This is a genomic window from Halobaculum saliterrae (assembly GCF_009831625.1).
GTDB lineage: Archaea > Halobacteriota > Halobacteria > Halobacteriales > Haloferacaceae > Halobaculum > Halobaculum saliterrae.
The window spans coordinates 145991-159862 of record NZ_WUUS01000008.1 but is presented as its reverse complement, the minus strand read 5'-3'; the positions used below and the strand labels follow the sequence as shown (position 1 = coordinate 159862).

The following is a 13872-nucleotide window of genomic DNA, read 5'->3' as shown; positions in this document are numbered from 1 at the left end:
CCCGACCGCCCCCGAATTCACCATCCTGCAGTCCCTACCGAACACAATGACGGACACGGATCCGACGGCCCGGCGATCCGAGGCGGTGCGGGCGCTCGTCGATCGGGACCCCGCCGGGGCGGCCGACCTGTACACGGTTGTCGGGCGCGGCGCCCTCGCCGGCCTCGAGGCGGAAGCGACAGACCGCGAGGTACTCGGGGCCGACGCGACGTACGGCGGGTACGGCCTCAGATATCTCCTCCTCGCGACGTTCGCGTATCGCGCCGCCGGTGCCGACCGACGTGCGAGCCTGCGCGCTCGCGAGGGCAACGCCGTCGCGGCGGACTACGCGAGCCTCCTCGACTCCGAGGCCGAGCGCGCGTGCTGTTTCGAGGCGATGGGCGACTTCGGCGCCGCCGGCGGGCTCGGCGACGACGGCGCGGACGCGTACGAACGGGCGACGGAGCTGTACCGTGAGGCCGACGACCCCGATCCGCTCTCGCGGGCGACCGAACCGCTGTTCGAGGCCGTCCGTCTGGGCGCACAGCAGGCCGCCCGGAACACGACTCACGCCTTCGACTGGGACGACCTCCACGGGTCGGACCCGAGTTCCGGCGACTACCTCGCCCGTCGCGCCCGGGTCAAGCGCTCGCGGATGCCGAAGGTCGCCGAGACGGTGTCGGAGACCGGCTTCCTCGCGCCGCCGCGGGGCACGACCGAGCACAACAACGCGGTGTACGTCTGCCCCGATTGCGGACGCTCGGAGGTGAACTGGATCGCGGGTATCGAGGTGTGTCTCGACTGCGACGTACGGATGCGAGAGAAGTAGAGGTCGCTACCGGCCGAGCGCTCGCAGGACACGACCGAGAACACCGTCGCTTCCATCACGACCGCCGCCGCCGAACAGTTCCCGTTCCACCGCGTCGAGTTCGTCGTCGCCGAAGCGGTCGTCCGACCGGGCCTCGACCAGCCAGTCGCGCCACTCCTCGTCGGAGCGGACCCCGCGCGACTCGGGGCCCCACTGTTCGCGAAGCTCCGCGCGGTCCTCGAAGGGCACGTCCATGTCCCCGCCGCCCCACACCAGCGGCGAGAGCGCGAACGCGTACTCCGCGTGATCGAGCGGTCGGAACCGGTACGGGTAGCCGTTGAACTCGAACACCTCGTCCGTTCCGACCGTCTCGCCCGTCGGAAGTTGGAGCGTCGCGTCCATATCGCTGGAAGGCGCTCGACGCTGATGTGCCTTCGGCTACTCCTCGGTGCTGTCCGGGCGGATATCGTCCGTCCGAAGATCGGCCGCCCGTCGCTCCACCTCGTCGACGACGGACGGCTTGCCCGCGAACGCGACCTCGATCGATTCGGGCCCGTAGGTCACGTCGGCGTCGCCGCGCTCGTGGAGCCACGAGACGAACGCCTGTGACTCTCCCGACGGTGGCAGTTCGAACGTCGCCGTCGAGCCCGGCAGCGCCCCGACAACCGACTCGCGGAGGTCGTCGGTCCCGGTCCCATCGAGCGCACTGATCGCCACAGGCTCGCGGGTTTCCACGTCGGCCTCGGCGAGCACGTCCGAGACGATCTCGAGCGCGGCCTCGCGACCTGCGGCGTCCAGTCGATCCACCTTGTTCATCACGGGGATCACGGGACCCGTCGCGTCGGCCGCGAGCACCTCGACGGTCGTCTCGACGCGCCGGCGGAGCCGCTCCTCGTCGGCGCCGGCGTCGACCACCGCGAGCACGGCGTCGGCGGCGCCGATCTCGTCGAGCGTCGCCGAGAACGAGCGCACGAGGTCGTGCGGGAGGTCCGCCACCAGTCCGACCGTGTCGGTGAGGAGCACACGGCGCCCGCCCAGCGTCGCCCGCCGCGTCGTCGTCTCCAGCGTCTCGAAGGGGCGATCCTCGACCGTCACCGACTCCGCGAGGTCGTCGGTCCGGTTCTCGTCGCCGGACACCTCGCCGGACGAGTCGTCGCCCGAGGGGGCCGAGGGCGCCGATGACTCCGCGTCGAAGTCGTCCGCCAGCCGGCGCAGCAGCGTCGACTTCCCCGCGTTCGTGTAGCCCGCGAGCGCGACCAGGTCGAACCCCTCCGCGCGTCGTCGCGCCCGGCGGTCGGCGGCCGCGTCGGTCAGCTCGTCCAGCTTCGCCTCCATCGCGTCGATACGCTTCTCCATGTCGAGGACGGGCGAACCCTTCTCGGTCGCCGCGTTCAACAGCGACCGCTCGGTCGCGCGGCGCACCCTCGGAAGCTCATACCGCAGCGTCGCCAGCTCGACCTGCGTCGTCGCGGCGGTCGATCCGGCGCCGTCGGCGAATATCTCCAGAACCAGTCGGTAGCGATCCGTCAGCGTCGTCCCCGACGGGAACAGCTCCAACAGGTCGGTGTACTGCCCCGGCGAGAGCTCGCCGTCGAAGACGACGGCGTCGGCGTCGCGCTCGGCGACCACGTCCGCCAGTTCCCGCGCTTTCCCGCCGCCGAGGTTGTACCGCAGGTCCTCCGTGCGCCGCTGTGTCACCTCGCCGGCCACCTCGTAGCCAGCCGCCTCCGCGAGGCGTCGGATCTCCGTCGTGTCGGGCGTCTCGTCCGCGTCGCGGGCGGCGACGACCGCTCGCCCGCTCTCGAGTCTGTCTCGTACGTTCACTGTGTGTCGTGACCGCGCGCCCGTCGTCCTCGGGAGGGGAGTCCCGACGACTCAGGCCCGCGGTCGGTCGTTCGATCGGCCGTCCGTCTCGGGGTTGGCGTCACCCCGCCGTGCCGACCGACGCGTCCTCGCCGACGCGGCGGTCAGCGGGACGAGTAGGAGGGCTCCATACAGTCCGATGTCCGGGCCCGAGTATGAGCGTTCTCCCGATGTGTGGTATGGTCACGACCAGCGTACCGATCGCAGCGAATAAATGTTCGATGGGTTCCTTTCAGTTCAATGTACTATTATTACAGCCTACTTGTTTCGTATATTCGCAATGTCAAACCATAACAGGCGGACCGTCCTGAAGGGTATCGGGGCGACCGCGGCCGGTCTGTCGTTCGGTGTCGGATCGGCCAGCGCGTCGGCCGCCGACGAACGGTTCCTGATCAATCTCCGAAAGGTCTCGCGGGGCGAGATCCCCGACGACGTGGAGATAATCCACGACCTCTCGCGGGCGGACGTGCTCGTCGCACGCGGTGACCAGTCGGCGGTGGGCGGGGCGACCGCGACCGCTCCGGACCTCCGGATCGACCTCAGTGACGACGAAACCGGCGCGATCGTGGAGGAGAAGGGTCCCTCCGCCTCCGGGAAGAGCGCGAGCCACAACCACGACGGGGCACCGAGCAATTCGGAGTACCAGTGGGACAAGCGCGTACAGGACGTGAGCAACGAACTCACCGACAAGCCCGGCGGCGGCCGGTCGATCCACGACACGACGACGGGCGAGGGGACGCGCGTCGCCGTCGTCGACTCCGGCGTCTACGACGGCCACCCGGACCTCGAGGGCGTCGTCAACGAGGAGCTCTCGATGAATATCACCGGCGACGGCTTCGACTTCCGTCCCAACGGCGCGGGCAGCCACGGCACCCACGTCGCGGGCACGATCGCCGCGACGAACGACAACGACGGTCCCGCCGGCGGTGTGCTCGGGACGGCGCCGGACACGGAGATCGTCGCGGTCCGGATGTTCTCCGGTCAGGAGGGGTACGCGGGCGACGGTCTCGCCGGCTGGGAGTACGCCGCACGGGTCGGTTGTGACGCGATCAACTACAGCGTCGGCTACACGGTCGCCGACACCGTCGAGTATCCGAGCCTGATCGCCCTTGAGCAGATCATCAGCCAAGTCGCGACGTCGGTCCGCGACCAGGGGACGGTCATCGTCAACTCCGCGGGCAACTCGTCGCTGGACATGGACGCCGAGAACATCCTCAGCCTCCCGACGGAGGCCGACGACGTCTTCGGCGTCAGCGCGACCGGTCCGATCGGCTACGGCTGGGGTGGGAAGCACAGCGACAACGAGGCGAAGTGGCTGACGGGCAACCGTCTGGAGGAGCCGACGACCGAACCCGCCTTCTACACCAACTACGGGAGCGCCGTCGACGTGAGCGCCGCGGGCGGCAACGCCGACCTCGACGCGATCGCGTCGAACCCGAGGGCGTACAACGACCTCGTGTACTCGACCGTCAACGAGACCACCGAGGACGGGGAGGTCGTCCCCGGCTACGGCTGGAAGGCCGGCACGTCGATGGCGGCCCCGCAGGTGACGGGCGCGGTCGCGCTCGTCAAGTCACTGCGCCCGGACGCCACCCCCGACGAGGTCGAAGGACTCATCCGGGAGACCGCCTCGATGCCCGAGGAGGGCGAACGGTATCACGGCTCTGGTCACCTCGACCTGGAGGCGCTCGTGCGCGCTGCCAGCGGCAAGGGCGGCAAGGGCAACGGAAAGTAGCGACCCCGTCAGTCCGGGGTGGGGGTCACTCCTCCACGGCCTCGATCACGTAGTGGTGCTCGTCCTGTTTCACCAGGTCCGCGGACTCACGCATGCTGACGGCGTAGCCGGTCGGCCCGCGTTCGAGCTCGTGTTCGGCGTTCACCCGGACGAGGTTGCCGATGAGCTGTGCCGAGGGGGGCTTCTGGGCGGCGCCGCAGTCGTACACCGTCAGGAGCTCGTTACCGTCCTCGGTCTCGTAGACGATCACTCGGGCGTGCGTCGCGAGTCGCCAGCGGTTCTCGCCGCTGGGAGGCAGCTTCAGCGTCACGGCGCCACGTCCGGGTCGAGGCCGGCGCGTGCCTCGATCTCCGCGATCACTTCTACGAGGTCCTGTTCGTCGGTGTGCTCGCCGTACACGCGCCGGACGAGGGCCGGGAGCGCGTAGGCGTACTCGCCGCGACTGCGGTGCTCAACGAAGCCGGCGCGGCGGAGCACCTTGTTCCGGGCGTACGCGTACCGGCGGTCCCCGGAGCCGTCGGCGGCGCGGTGGGCCTCGACGGGCGTCGCGCGTCCCTCGCGCCGGTACGCGCCGAGCATCTCCCGGGTCACGTCCTCCAGCGACTCCACCGCACGGGCGAACCCCGCGACGACGGCCTCGCGGTGGCGAAGCTCGTCGCCGTCGAGGATCGCCGACGCGTCCTCGACGCCGTCGAACCCCGAACGCGAGCGCGCCGGGGAGATGTCGACCTCGTCCGTCGGCGGCACCGCGTTCGCGACGCGCTCGTGGCTCGCGCCCGTCTCCACACCCCCGTCGCCGTTCGCGGCCTCTTCCGTCCGCTCGGCCGAGGACTCGGTCGTCTCCGAGCTCTCGTGGTCGTGGTCGGCGGCCGCGGGTGCCGCCGCGCCGTTCCCGGCGGGCGCGGCGGCCGGTCGTTTCCGGTCGTCCCCGGCGCGGTCGACCCCGTCGTCGCCGCGAGCGTCGGCCGAGGCGGCCTCCGGGTCCTCGTAGTCGTGAAGCTCGGCCTGATCGTCGGCCGGCCGTCCCCCGAACGCGGCGTCCCCGTCTCGACGCTGCGGTTCTGGCGCGGAGCCGTTGTGCGACCCCGGTGCCGTGGCGGCCGGTCCCCCGCCGGGTGACCGCCCGTTCCCGCCGCGATACGGCGCGTCCGCCTTCTGCAACAGCGCCTGCGCGAAGGTGTCGGCCATCTCCGACATGTCGCGCGCCTCCTCCAGCTCCCGTTCGAGCTGGGTGATCCGCTGCCTCTTCTTGTCGAGCTCCTGCCGGAGGTCGGCGAGCTCCGATTCCGTGCGCTCGCGCTCGTCGGTGATCGACTGCAGCTCCGAGACGAGGTCCCCGGACACCGACTTGAGGTCCGGGCGCTCGAAGTCGTCGAGGCCGGGCGTGGCGCCCGCGTCGAACGTCTGCTTGCGGTGGAACTGCACACGTCGGATGGACTCGGCCCAGTCGGTCATCAGGAACGCCTCCCCGTCGCCCATGTCCTCGATCGCGTCGCCGTACTCGCTGCCGAGGATGCGCGAGACGACCTTGGTGTCGTTGTCCCACGTGAGCCGGTGCCAGCACAGCCAGTCGCACTGGGTGATGAAGTCCTTCTTCACGTCGGCCGGGCGCTGGGAGATGCCGACGATTCCGAGGCCGTGTTTGCGTCCCCGCTTCCCGATCTTGATCAGCGTCTTGCCCGTCTTGTCCATCCCGGCGCCCTCGGGAATGTACTCGTGACACTCCTCGACGAGCATCAGGAACGGCTTCTTCAGCTTCTTCTCCTTGGCGAACAGCTGTCTGGCGGTCTCGCGGATCAGCTCGGACGCCTCGTCCTCGTCGAGGTAGCCCGACACGTCGAGGATGATCGGGACGTTCTCCTCGAGCGCGAGCGCGGCGAGCTTCTCGGCGTGCTCGGCCGAGACCTGGATGTCACACTCGTCGTCCGCGCCGGCGTGGAGTATCTCGTACTCCTCCTTCAGGCCGTAGTACTCCCCGTCGCTGTCGACGATGAGACAGGGGTATCCGCCGTCGAGGAGCTTCTCGATGACGACCGAGGCCGTGTTCGACTTCCCGGAGCCGGACTTCCCCGTGATGAACCCGCGACCCGTCAGGATCTCGACCACCGGAAGCGAGATCGGGGTTCCGGCCGACAGCTCCGACTCCCCGCCGGTTCCGTCGCTCACGTCCGCGACGGTGATGGTCTCGTCACTCATTACCGAACCCTGACTCCCCACCGGGCTTAAACTTCTGTAGTCTCGTCCGACATGTGTCTGACGAGGAGTTGCCGGCGGCGACGCCGCTCCGTCGGACCCCGAACAGCGATAAGACCCGCTGCCGAACGCCGTGCCATGAAGATCTCCGAGACCGAGCTCCCCGGGGTCGGTCGGCGGTACACGGCGTCGTTCCCCGGGGGCGGGCAGTTCGTGGTCGTGATCCACAACGACGGGCGGCGGCGGACGTACTGGCGAGGGTCGGCAGACGACGACAGTGAACCGCTGTTCGAGCTCACCGAGCCGCAGGCGGAGCGGCTCGCCGAGGTGTTCGACGGCAGCTACTTCACCCCGGTCTCCGAGGACCTCGAGGACGCCTTCGACGACGCTCCGATCCGGTGGATCGATATCGACGGGAATTCGCCGGTCGCCGGCGCGTCGATCCGGGAGACGCGCCTGCGAAGCGAGACCGGCGTGTCGATCCTCGCGATACGCCGCGACGACCGGACCGTCTCGAACCCCGACCCCGACACCGAGATCCGCACCGGCGACACCCTCGTCGTGGTCGGTACCGAGGAGGCGTACGACGAGCTCGATCGCGTTCTCGGCCGATAGGATCGGGCGCAGGCAGGGGGGGCGGTCGGGTCGGCGCGTCGGGCAACCTCTATTACGCCCGGGTCTGTCGTCGCGCCCACGTGGTCGAGTTCACCGTCCTCCTCACGGCGGGCGTCGTCCTCTCGGCGTTGGCCGTCGCCGGCGCGCTCTCGCTCCGAATAGGCCAGTCGGTTATCCCGGCGTACATCCTCGTCGGGATCCTCGTCGGCCCGGCCGCGCCGTCGATCGCGGGAGTCTCGCTCACGCTCCTGGAGGGGCCCGAGACGATGCGGCTGCTCGCCGATCTCGGTGTCGTCCTGCTGTTGTTCTTCGTCGGTCTGGAACTGAGCCTCGACCAGTTGTTCGCGAACCGGGTTCGGTTCCTCCGCGCCGGCGCGGCCGACGTCGGGATCAGCCTCCCGCTCGGGTTCGTGCTCGGCCTCGCGTTCGGGTTCACGTGGCTGGAGGCGGCCTTCCTCGCGCTCGTCGTCTTCAACTCCTCGACGGTGATCATCGCGAAGTCGCTCGTCGACCTCGGGTGGATCGCCGACCGGGAGAGCCAGGCGATCCTCGGCGTGGTCGTGATCGAGGACGTGTTGACCGCCCTCGGGTTCGCGGTGCTGTCGGTCCTCCTCGTCGGCGGAAACGACGTGTCGACCGTCGTCGGATCGGTCGGCCGATCGTTCGCGTTCCTGCTCGCCCTCCTCGCGGCGGCCTACTACGGAGCGAGCCTGCTCGACCGTACCTTCGACGTCGATTCCACCGAGCTGTTCGTGCTGGGGGTGCTCGGCGTCGGCGCACTCGTCTCGGGCGCCGGCCTGCTCGTCGGCGTGAGCGAGGCCGTCGCCGCGTTCCTCGTCGGAACCGCCTTCGGTCGGACCGGCCACGCCGCCCGGATACAGCGACTCATCGCGCCGAGCCGCGACCTCTTCGCCGCCGTCTTCTTCTTCGTCATCGGACTACAGACGGATCCGCGGCTGCTGACGGCGACGCTCGGCCTCGTGCTCGCCGCGGCCGTCGTCACCACTGTCGGCCAGCTCGTCAGCGGCTACGCCGCCGGACGGGCGTACGGGCTCGACCACGGACGGTCGGTCCGCGTCGGCTGTGCGCTGACGCCCCGCGGGGAGTTCTCGCTCGTCATCGCGGCGTTCCTCGTCGCCGCCGGGACGACCCCGGCGCTCCGGGAGACGATCCCGGCGTTCACCGTCGGCTACGTGCTCGTCACCAGCGTCCTCGGGACGGTCCTGATGCGCAACGCAGACCGGATCGCGGCGAGGCTCCCCGTCCAGTTATCGACGGCCTGATTCCCGTCGGATCCCAGCGGAGGTCCGGGCGGCGGGCGACTGCCCCCGTCGCCGGAACCCGCGCCGGTTCGATTACAATCCCTCCCTGCGAACTGGCCGCATGGACACGAGTCTGGAACTCCACGCGAGCGACGCGACCGGCTGGCGGGCCGGCCTGTACGACGACATCAGACACACCTTCCGCGCGCCGGTGGTCAACTGGATCTGGCGGACGGCGACCGCGAACCACCCCGAGCTCGTCCGGTACCTGTGGGGCCAACTGAAGCCCGCATTCGAGACGCGCGCGTTCGCGGAGGCCTCGGTGGCGTATCGCGACGCCGTTCTCACGGCCGTCGACGGCCCGCGCTACCGCCCGGGTGAACTCGACCTGGCGCCGGCTGAGGCGCGGGAGCTTCGCGGCCAGATCGCCACCTTCGATGCCGTCGCGCCGCGGCTGGCGGTGCTGTTCGAGCTGGTCGACCGGTCGATGAACGGCGGCGACGTCGGGACGACGGTGCCCGACGACCGAAGCGCGACCGAGCCGTACCCCGAGGGACTTGACGCCGGACGCGGGCTCGACCCGTCGATGGTCGCCGTCGACGCGGTCCCGGAGTCGGCCGCCGAGACAGTCTCGTCGATCCGGGAGTTCCACGGCTTCGACGACGACAGCCTCCCGAGCGTCTACCGCTGTCTCGCCCAGTGGCCCGGCTTCCTCAACCGCGTGTGGGACGACTTGGATCCGGAACTACGCTCGCAGGACTTCGAGACCGCGCTCGCCGACGCGTCGACGGTCGTCGACGAGTACGTCGAGGGGTTCGCCTACCGCCCGTCGCTCTCGCGGGAGGCGGCGCTGGCGGCCGGATTCGACGGGGACGCGGTCGACGACATCGCCGGGCTGTTCGCCGAGTTCAACGGCGGGCCGGTCGAGACGGTCATCCCCGCGCTGCCGCTGTTCGCCGACAGCGTCGGCGCGACCGGACGGCGCCGACTGTAGTCGCCGCGCCGAGGGCCCGCTTCCGACGCGAACTACTCGAACTCCCCGAGGTCGACCTGCCCGCGCCGCCGTCGCCTGCGACGCTCGCGGGTCGCGTCCGGGTCGCCCTCGTCGGCCCACTCGTCGAGGGTCGCGTCGCCGGTGTGTGTGCGCCCGTCGGCGCCGTCTCGTTCCCCCTCGGCTGTGGTTCCGGCGGCGGGTGCGGCGCCCGCGTCGTCGCCGGCGGCGCCCCCGTACCCGCCGAGGGTCGCCTGCTCCTCGGCGGCGAACGAGAGGTTCGACACCCGAACGCCGAGCTTCCGAACGTCCTCGCCCGCGAACTCCTCGAGGAGGTCGAGCGCCACCTCCTCGACGAGGTCCGGATCGTCGACCGGCCCCGGCAGCGAGTCGGCGCGCGTGTTCACGTCGAACGGCGGGCGGACGACCTTCACGCCGATCGTGCGGTACATCGCGCCGCGCGAGCGTGCACGCTCCGCCACGTCGGCCGCGAGGGCGCGAACCCGCTCGCGCTGGGCCGCCGCGTCGGCGGTCCGGCCGGCCGACTCCCGCGACAGCGACTTCGGACGCCCCGCCGGCGTCACCTCGCGGTCGTCGCGGCCGTTCGCGCGGTCGTGGAACTCCCTGCCGCGCGAGCCGAACCGCGCCTCGAGCTCCGCCGGGTCCGCCGCCGCGAGGTCGCCGGCCGTCTCGATCCCCATGTCCGAGAGCTCGCTCGCGGTGACCGGACCGACGCCGTGGATGTCGGAGACCGGCAGCGGCGCGAGGAAGTCGGCTACCTCGCCCGGTTCGACGACGGTGAGCCCCTCGGGTTTGTCGTAGTCGGAGGCGACCTTCGCGGTCGCCATGTTCGGCGCGACGCCGACGCTGGCGGGCACGCCCGCCTCGCGTTCGATACGCTCGCGGACGTGGCGGGCGAGTCCCTCCGCGAGCGGGGCGTCGCTGGGTCCGTTCCCGGTCTCCCAGGAGGTCCGGTCGGTCACGTCGAGGTACGCCTCGTCGATGCTCACCTCCCGGACGGTGTCGGCCGCGTCGTGGAGGACGCCCTTCACCGTCGAGGCGACCTCCTCGTAGAACGCCATGTCGACGGAGCGGTAGTGACCCGACTCCGCGGGGTCCGGCGCGTCCGGGTCGGCGGGATCCGCATCGGCGACTCGGGGGAGTCGATCCAGCGCCTGCGAGATCGGTTGTGCCGACTCGACGCCGAACTCGCGCGCCTCGTAGCTCGCCGTCGCGACCGCCCCGATCGTCTCGCCCGGCTCGTACCCCATCCCGACGACGACGGGGTCGCCCGCGAGGTCGGGCTCTCTCAGCCGCTCGCAGGAGGCGTAAAAGCAGTCCATGTCGACGTGGAGGACGACGCGTTCGCCGCCGTCGTCCGGCGTCGGCGCCCCCGGGAGCGTCTCCTCCATACTCGTCTGTGGGTGGCCGGCCGTCGAAAACCTTCGCCCCGCGCGGCGGAACTGAAGCCGACCCGGTCTCGCCGGCCACCCGGCCGAAGGCCGGTACTCCAGTTGATACTTAGCGTGGAAGAAGAGCAGGGCTTATCATGCGCAGCGAGTTAGGTCGGCCTAAAATGTCGGACCACGCCGAGCAGCTCGTCGGGACCCTGTTTCGCGTCCTCTCCGAGGAGGGGCACCCTGAGGTGCGGGAGACGTTGCTGCGTTCGTATCACTCCCACGCGACCACCGATCGGGAGGAGCTGACCGACGACCTCTTTTCGGAGCTGATCACCGTTCTGCACGAACGGGTCGACACCGCGACGCAGGTCGACGTGCTCGGTACGGCGGTGGGTCGACTCCTAGACCGGTTCACGACCGTGATCGAGACCGCTCCCGTGGCGATCCTCACCGTCGGACGCGACGGCGACGTACAGGTCTGGAACGACGGTGCCGAGCGGATCTTCGGGTGGAGCGACTCCGAGGCGCGCCGACGGCCCTACGACCGGCTGCTCGCTCAGTCGTCCGAACGCGTCGAGGGGTTGCTGGATCGGCTCCGGGACGGCGAGCGGTTCCACGGCGTCACCGTCCGGTGTACGCACAGGGACGGACGCGTGCTCGACGTGCGTGTCTGGGGCGCTCCGATTCGAACGGGGGACGGGTCGTTCAGCGGCGCGGTGTTCGTCGCCAGCGACGTCTCCGAACGGAAACAACGGGAACAGCGACTCGCCGTTCTCAACCGCGTTCTCCGGCACAACGTTCGCAACGACGTGAACGTCGTTCGCGGACACTTGGAAATGCTGGCCGAGGAATGTCCCGGCGGCGAGGAGCACGTCCGCGTGATCGACGACCGGCTCTCGCGGATGGTCGAACTGAGCGAGACGGCACGGAAGATCGAACGACTCCGGGGTGAGGATGCGGCGGAACGGACGACGATCGACGTGGCCGAAACGCTCCACGAGCGGGTGGAACGGCTCCGCTCCGACTCGTGCGACGCCCGCGTCAGGAGCGACGTGCCGGACTCGCTCCCCGTCGTGGCTCACGAGCTGTTGCCACACGCGCTCGACAACGTCCTAGATAACGCGGTCGAACACAACGACTCCGACGTTCCGGTCGTCGAGGTCACCACGAACCGTGACGCCGAACGGAACCACGCCGTCGTGAGCGTCGTGGACGACGGACCGGGGCTCCCGGCCACCGAGCGGAAGGTGCTCACGTCCGAGACCGAGACACAACTCGACCACAGCAGCGGCGTGGGGTTGTGGCTCACACGGTGGATCGTCCGGAGCTCCGGCGGGTCGATAGCCGTCGAGGAAAGCGAGTACGGCGGCACGCGGGTCTCGATCCGTCTCCGAACGGGGTCCGGGTGAGGCGTCGGGTCCGCCGTGGTCGGCCGGGGAGTCAAGGCCCGCGAATGGAGCGGGGACGTCGGGTCGGCGATCGGGCCCCTCGTTCCGGACCGTCCCCCCGACCGTCCGCCAGTTACTTCAGCCGCTCCTGGAGCACCGACGGGTGGGCCGCGGTGACGCCCTCGACGCCGCCTATCTCCTCGGATATCACGTCGCCGAGCTCCTCGCCGTCGGCCGCACGGACCTCCGCCATGAACATGTGGTCGCCCGAGGACGTGTACAGCGAGACGACCGACTCGAGCTCCTTCAACGCACGCGTCGCCTCGACGTAGCGCTCGCTGTCCACGTCGATCCCGACGAGCGCGATCGTTTGCCCGGAGAGCTTCTTCGGGTCGATCTCGGCGGAGTACCCGACGATGACGCCCTCGTCCTCGAGCTGGTTGATGTACTTGCGCACCGTCGGCTTCGAGACGCCGGCGCGGTCGGCGATCTCGGAGTATGATGCCTGCGCATCCTCCTCGAGTGCTTCGAGGATGCGGTCGGCCGTCGAGGAGGTACTCATTGCCATGTATTTCGCGCCGCAGAAAAAATACCTTGCGAATGAGAAAACGGGAGTCGCGTAGCCGACAACCCGGTCGGGTGAACGGAACGACCGTGCCGCAGTCGTGCGGTTCGGCCGCTCACCCCCGCCGCTTTCTCACTTGTGCTTGTCGATGAACCGGTCGTACGAGCGCTCCCACTCGTAATCGTCGTCGAAGTACCGCTCCGCGAGCGGCTCGTCGGGCATCTCGCCGATCTCCTGCTTCTCCTGCTGGTAGGAGGGGCGGTCGTCGTCGCGGTAGTACACGCCGGTGAGCACCTCGCCCTCGTACAGCTTGTCCTCGGTCTCGCGCATCAGCTCCTGGGCCTCCGCGCGGTTCGTCGGATCGAAGTCGTAGTCGTCGGACTCGTTGATGTCCGTGTACGGGACGTACTGCTTGGCGTCCTTGTTCCAGGTCGGACACTGCGTCAGGAAGTCGATGTGCGCGAACCCGTCGTGCTCCATCGCCTCCTTCAGGATGCGCTGGGCCTGGTTCGGGTTGACTGCGGCCGTCCGGGCGACGAACGACGCGCCCGAGGTCAGCGACATCGACAGCGGGCGGATCGGCGTCTTCGCCGACCCGTGGGGCTGCGTCTTCGACTTGTGCCCCTTCGGGCTCGTCGGGGAGGTCTGCCCCTTCGTCAGCCCGAAGATCTCGTTGTTGAACACGATGTACGTCATATCGTGGTTCTCCCGGGCGGTGTGCATGAAGTGGTTCCCGCCGATGCCGTAGCCGTCGCCGTCGCCGCCGGCGGCGATCACTTCGACGTCGGGGTTGGCGAGCTTCGCCGCGCGGGCGACCGGCAGCGAGCGGCCGTGGATCGTGTGGAACCCGTAGCTGTCGAGGTAGCTGTTCAGCTTCCCCGAACAGCCGATCCCGGTGACCAGCAGCGTCTCCTCGGGCGTGCGACCGACCTCGGGCAGCGCACCCTTCAGGGACTTCAGGACGCCGAAGTCGCCACAGCCCGGACACCACGTCGGCTGCGGTTCGATCTCGGGGGTGTACTCGTCGCGGTCGACCTCGCGTTCCTCGCCGATTGCACTGAATGCGCTCATTG

The 13872-nt window shown here is 69.7% G+C and carries 13 protein-coding genes; 6 read left to right on the top strand and 7 right to left on the bottom strand.

Annotated features, from left to right (window positions below):
• Positions 1-46 precede the first annotated feature (46 nt).
• A complete protein-coding gene (locus GRX01_RS13520) occupies positions 47-808 on the top strand; it encodes a hypothetical protein (RefSeq protein ID WP_159668434.1) in 762 nt (253 codons plus the stop codon).
• A 6-nt stretch (positions 809-814) separates the two neighbouring features.
• Here GRX01_RS13520 and GRX01_RS13515 read toward each other — a convergent pair whose 3' ends face one another.
• On the bottom strand, positions 815-1189 hold the full coding sequence (locus GRX01_RS13515) for a hypothetical protein (protein ID WP_159668431.1): 375 nt from the start codon (positions 1187-1189) through the stop codon (positions 815-817).
• A gap of 36 nt (positions 1190-1225) precedes the next feature.
• Positions 1226-2611 (bottom strand): GTPase HflX, encoded by a 1386-nt coding sequence (gene hflX / locus GRX01_RS13510; protein WP_201289601.1) that lies wholly within the window; start codon positions 2609-2611, stop codon positions 1226-1228.
• Positions 2612-2930: 319 nt separating this feature from the next.
• On the opposite strand from hflX, the gene GRX01_RS13505 reads away from it, so the two are divergent.
• Complete coding sequence (locus tag GRX01_RS13505) at positions 2931-4385, top strand: S8 family peptidase (RefSeq protein WP_159668429.1); 1455 nt, start codon at positions 2931-2933, stop codon at positions 4383-4385.
• A 25-nt stretch (positions 4386-4410) separates the two neighbouring features.
• Here GRX01_RS13505 and GRX01_RS13500 read toward each other — a convergent pair whose 3' ends face one another.
• Together GRX01_RS13500 and GRX01_RS13495 are read right to left on the bottom strand one after the other, a co-directional pair.
• On the bottom strand, positions 4411-4695 hold the full coding sequence (locus tag GRX01_RS13500) for a hypothetical protein (RefSeq protein ID WP_321168105.1): 285 nt from the start codon (positions 4693-4695) through the stop codon (positions 4411-4413).
• Complete coding sequence (locus GRX01_RS13495) at positions 4692-6581, bottom strand: helicase HerA domain-containing protein (protein WP_159668426.1); 1890 nt, start codon at positions 6579-6581, stop codon at positions 4692-4694. The genes GRX01_RS13500 and GRX01_RS13495 overlap by 4 nt, the downstream gene beginning before the upstream one ends.
• Positions 6582-6716: 135 nt before the next feature.
• Here GRX01_RS13495 and GRX01_RS13490 point away from each other — a divergent pair, with 135 nt between their 5' ends.
• From GRX01_RS13490 to GRX01_RS13480, 3 genes are all read left to right on the top strand, one after another.
• Positions 6717-7193: a cation:proton antiporter regulatory subunit gene (locus GRX01_RS13490; protein WP_159668424.1), complete on the top strand. Its 477-nt coding sequence runs from the start codon at positions 6717-6719 to the stop codon at positions 7191-7193.
• A gap of 80 nt (positions 7194-7273) precedes the next feature.
• Positions 7274-8476: a cation:proton antiporter gene (locus GRX01_RS13485; RefSeq protein ID WP_321168104.1), complete on the top strand. Its 1203-nt coding sequence runs from the start codon at positions 7274-7276 to the stop codon at positions 8474-8476.
• A 100-nt stretch (positions 8477-8576) separates the two neighbouring features.
• Positions 8577-9449, top strand: coding sequence for a halocarboxylic acid dehydrogenase DehI family protein (locus GRX01_RS13480; RefSeq protein WP_159668421.1), 873 nt, complete (start codon positions 8577-8579; stop codon positions 9447-9449).
• Positions 9450-9481: 32 nt separating this feature from the next.
• On the opposite strand, the gene dinB is transcribed toward GRX01_RS13480, so the two are convergent.
• Positions 9482-10858, bottom strand: a complete 1377-nt coding sequence (gene dinB / locus GRX01_RS13475; protein WP_159668419.1) for a DNA polymerase IV — start codon at positions 10856-10858, stop codon at positions 9482-9484.
• A 164-nt stretch (positions 10859-11022) separates the two neighbouring features.
• Between dinB and GRX01_RS13470 the strand changes: the two genes are divergently transcribed.
• Entirely contained in the window at positions 11023-12255 is a 1233-nt protein-coding gene (locus GRX01_RS13470; RefSeq protein WP_159668416.1) for a PAS domain S-box protein, read from the top strand.
• Between the two features lie 112 nt (positions 12256-12367).
• On the opposite strand, the gene lrpA1 is transcribed toward GRX01_RS13470, so the two are convergent.
• Both lrpA1 and GRX01_RS13460 read right to left on the bottom strand, forming a co-directional pair.
• Positions 12368-12796 carry an HTH-type transcriptional regulator LrpA1 gene (gene lrpA1, locus GRX01_RS13465; RefSeq protein WP_159668414.1) on the bottom strand — a complete coding sequence of 143 codons (429 nt, stop codon included), beginning with the start codon at positions 12794-12796 and terminating at the stop codon, positions 12368-12370.
• 135 nt (positions 12797-12931) lie between these two features.
• Positions 12932-13870, bottom strand: a complete 939-nt coding sequence (locus GRX01_RS13460) for a thiamine pyrophosphate-dependent enzyme (RefSeq protein WP_159668411.1) — start codon at positions 13868-13870, stop codon at positions 12932-12934.
• Positions 13871-13872 lie beyond the last annotated feature (2 nt).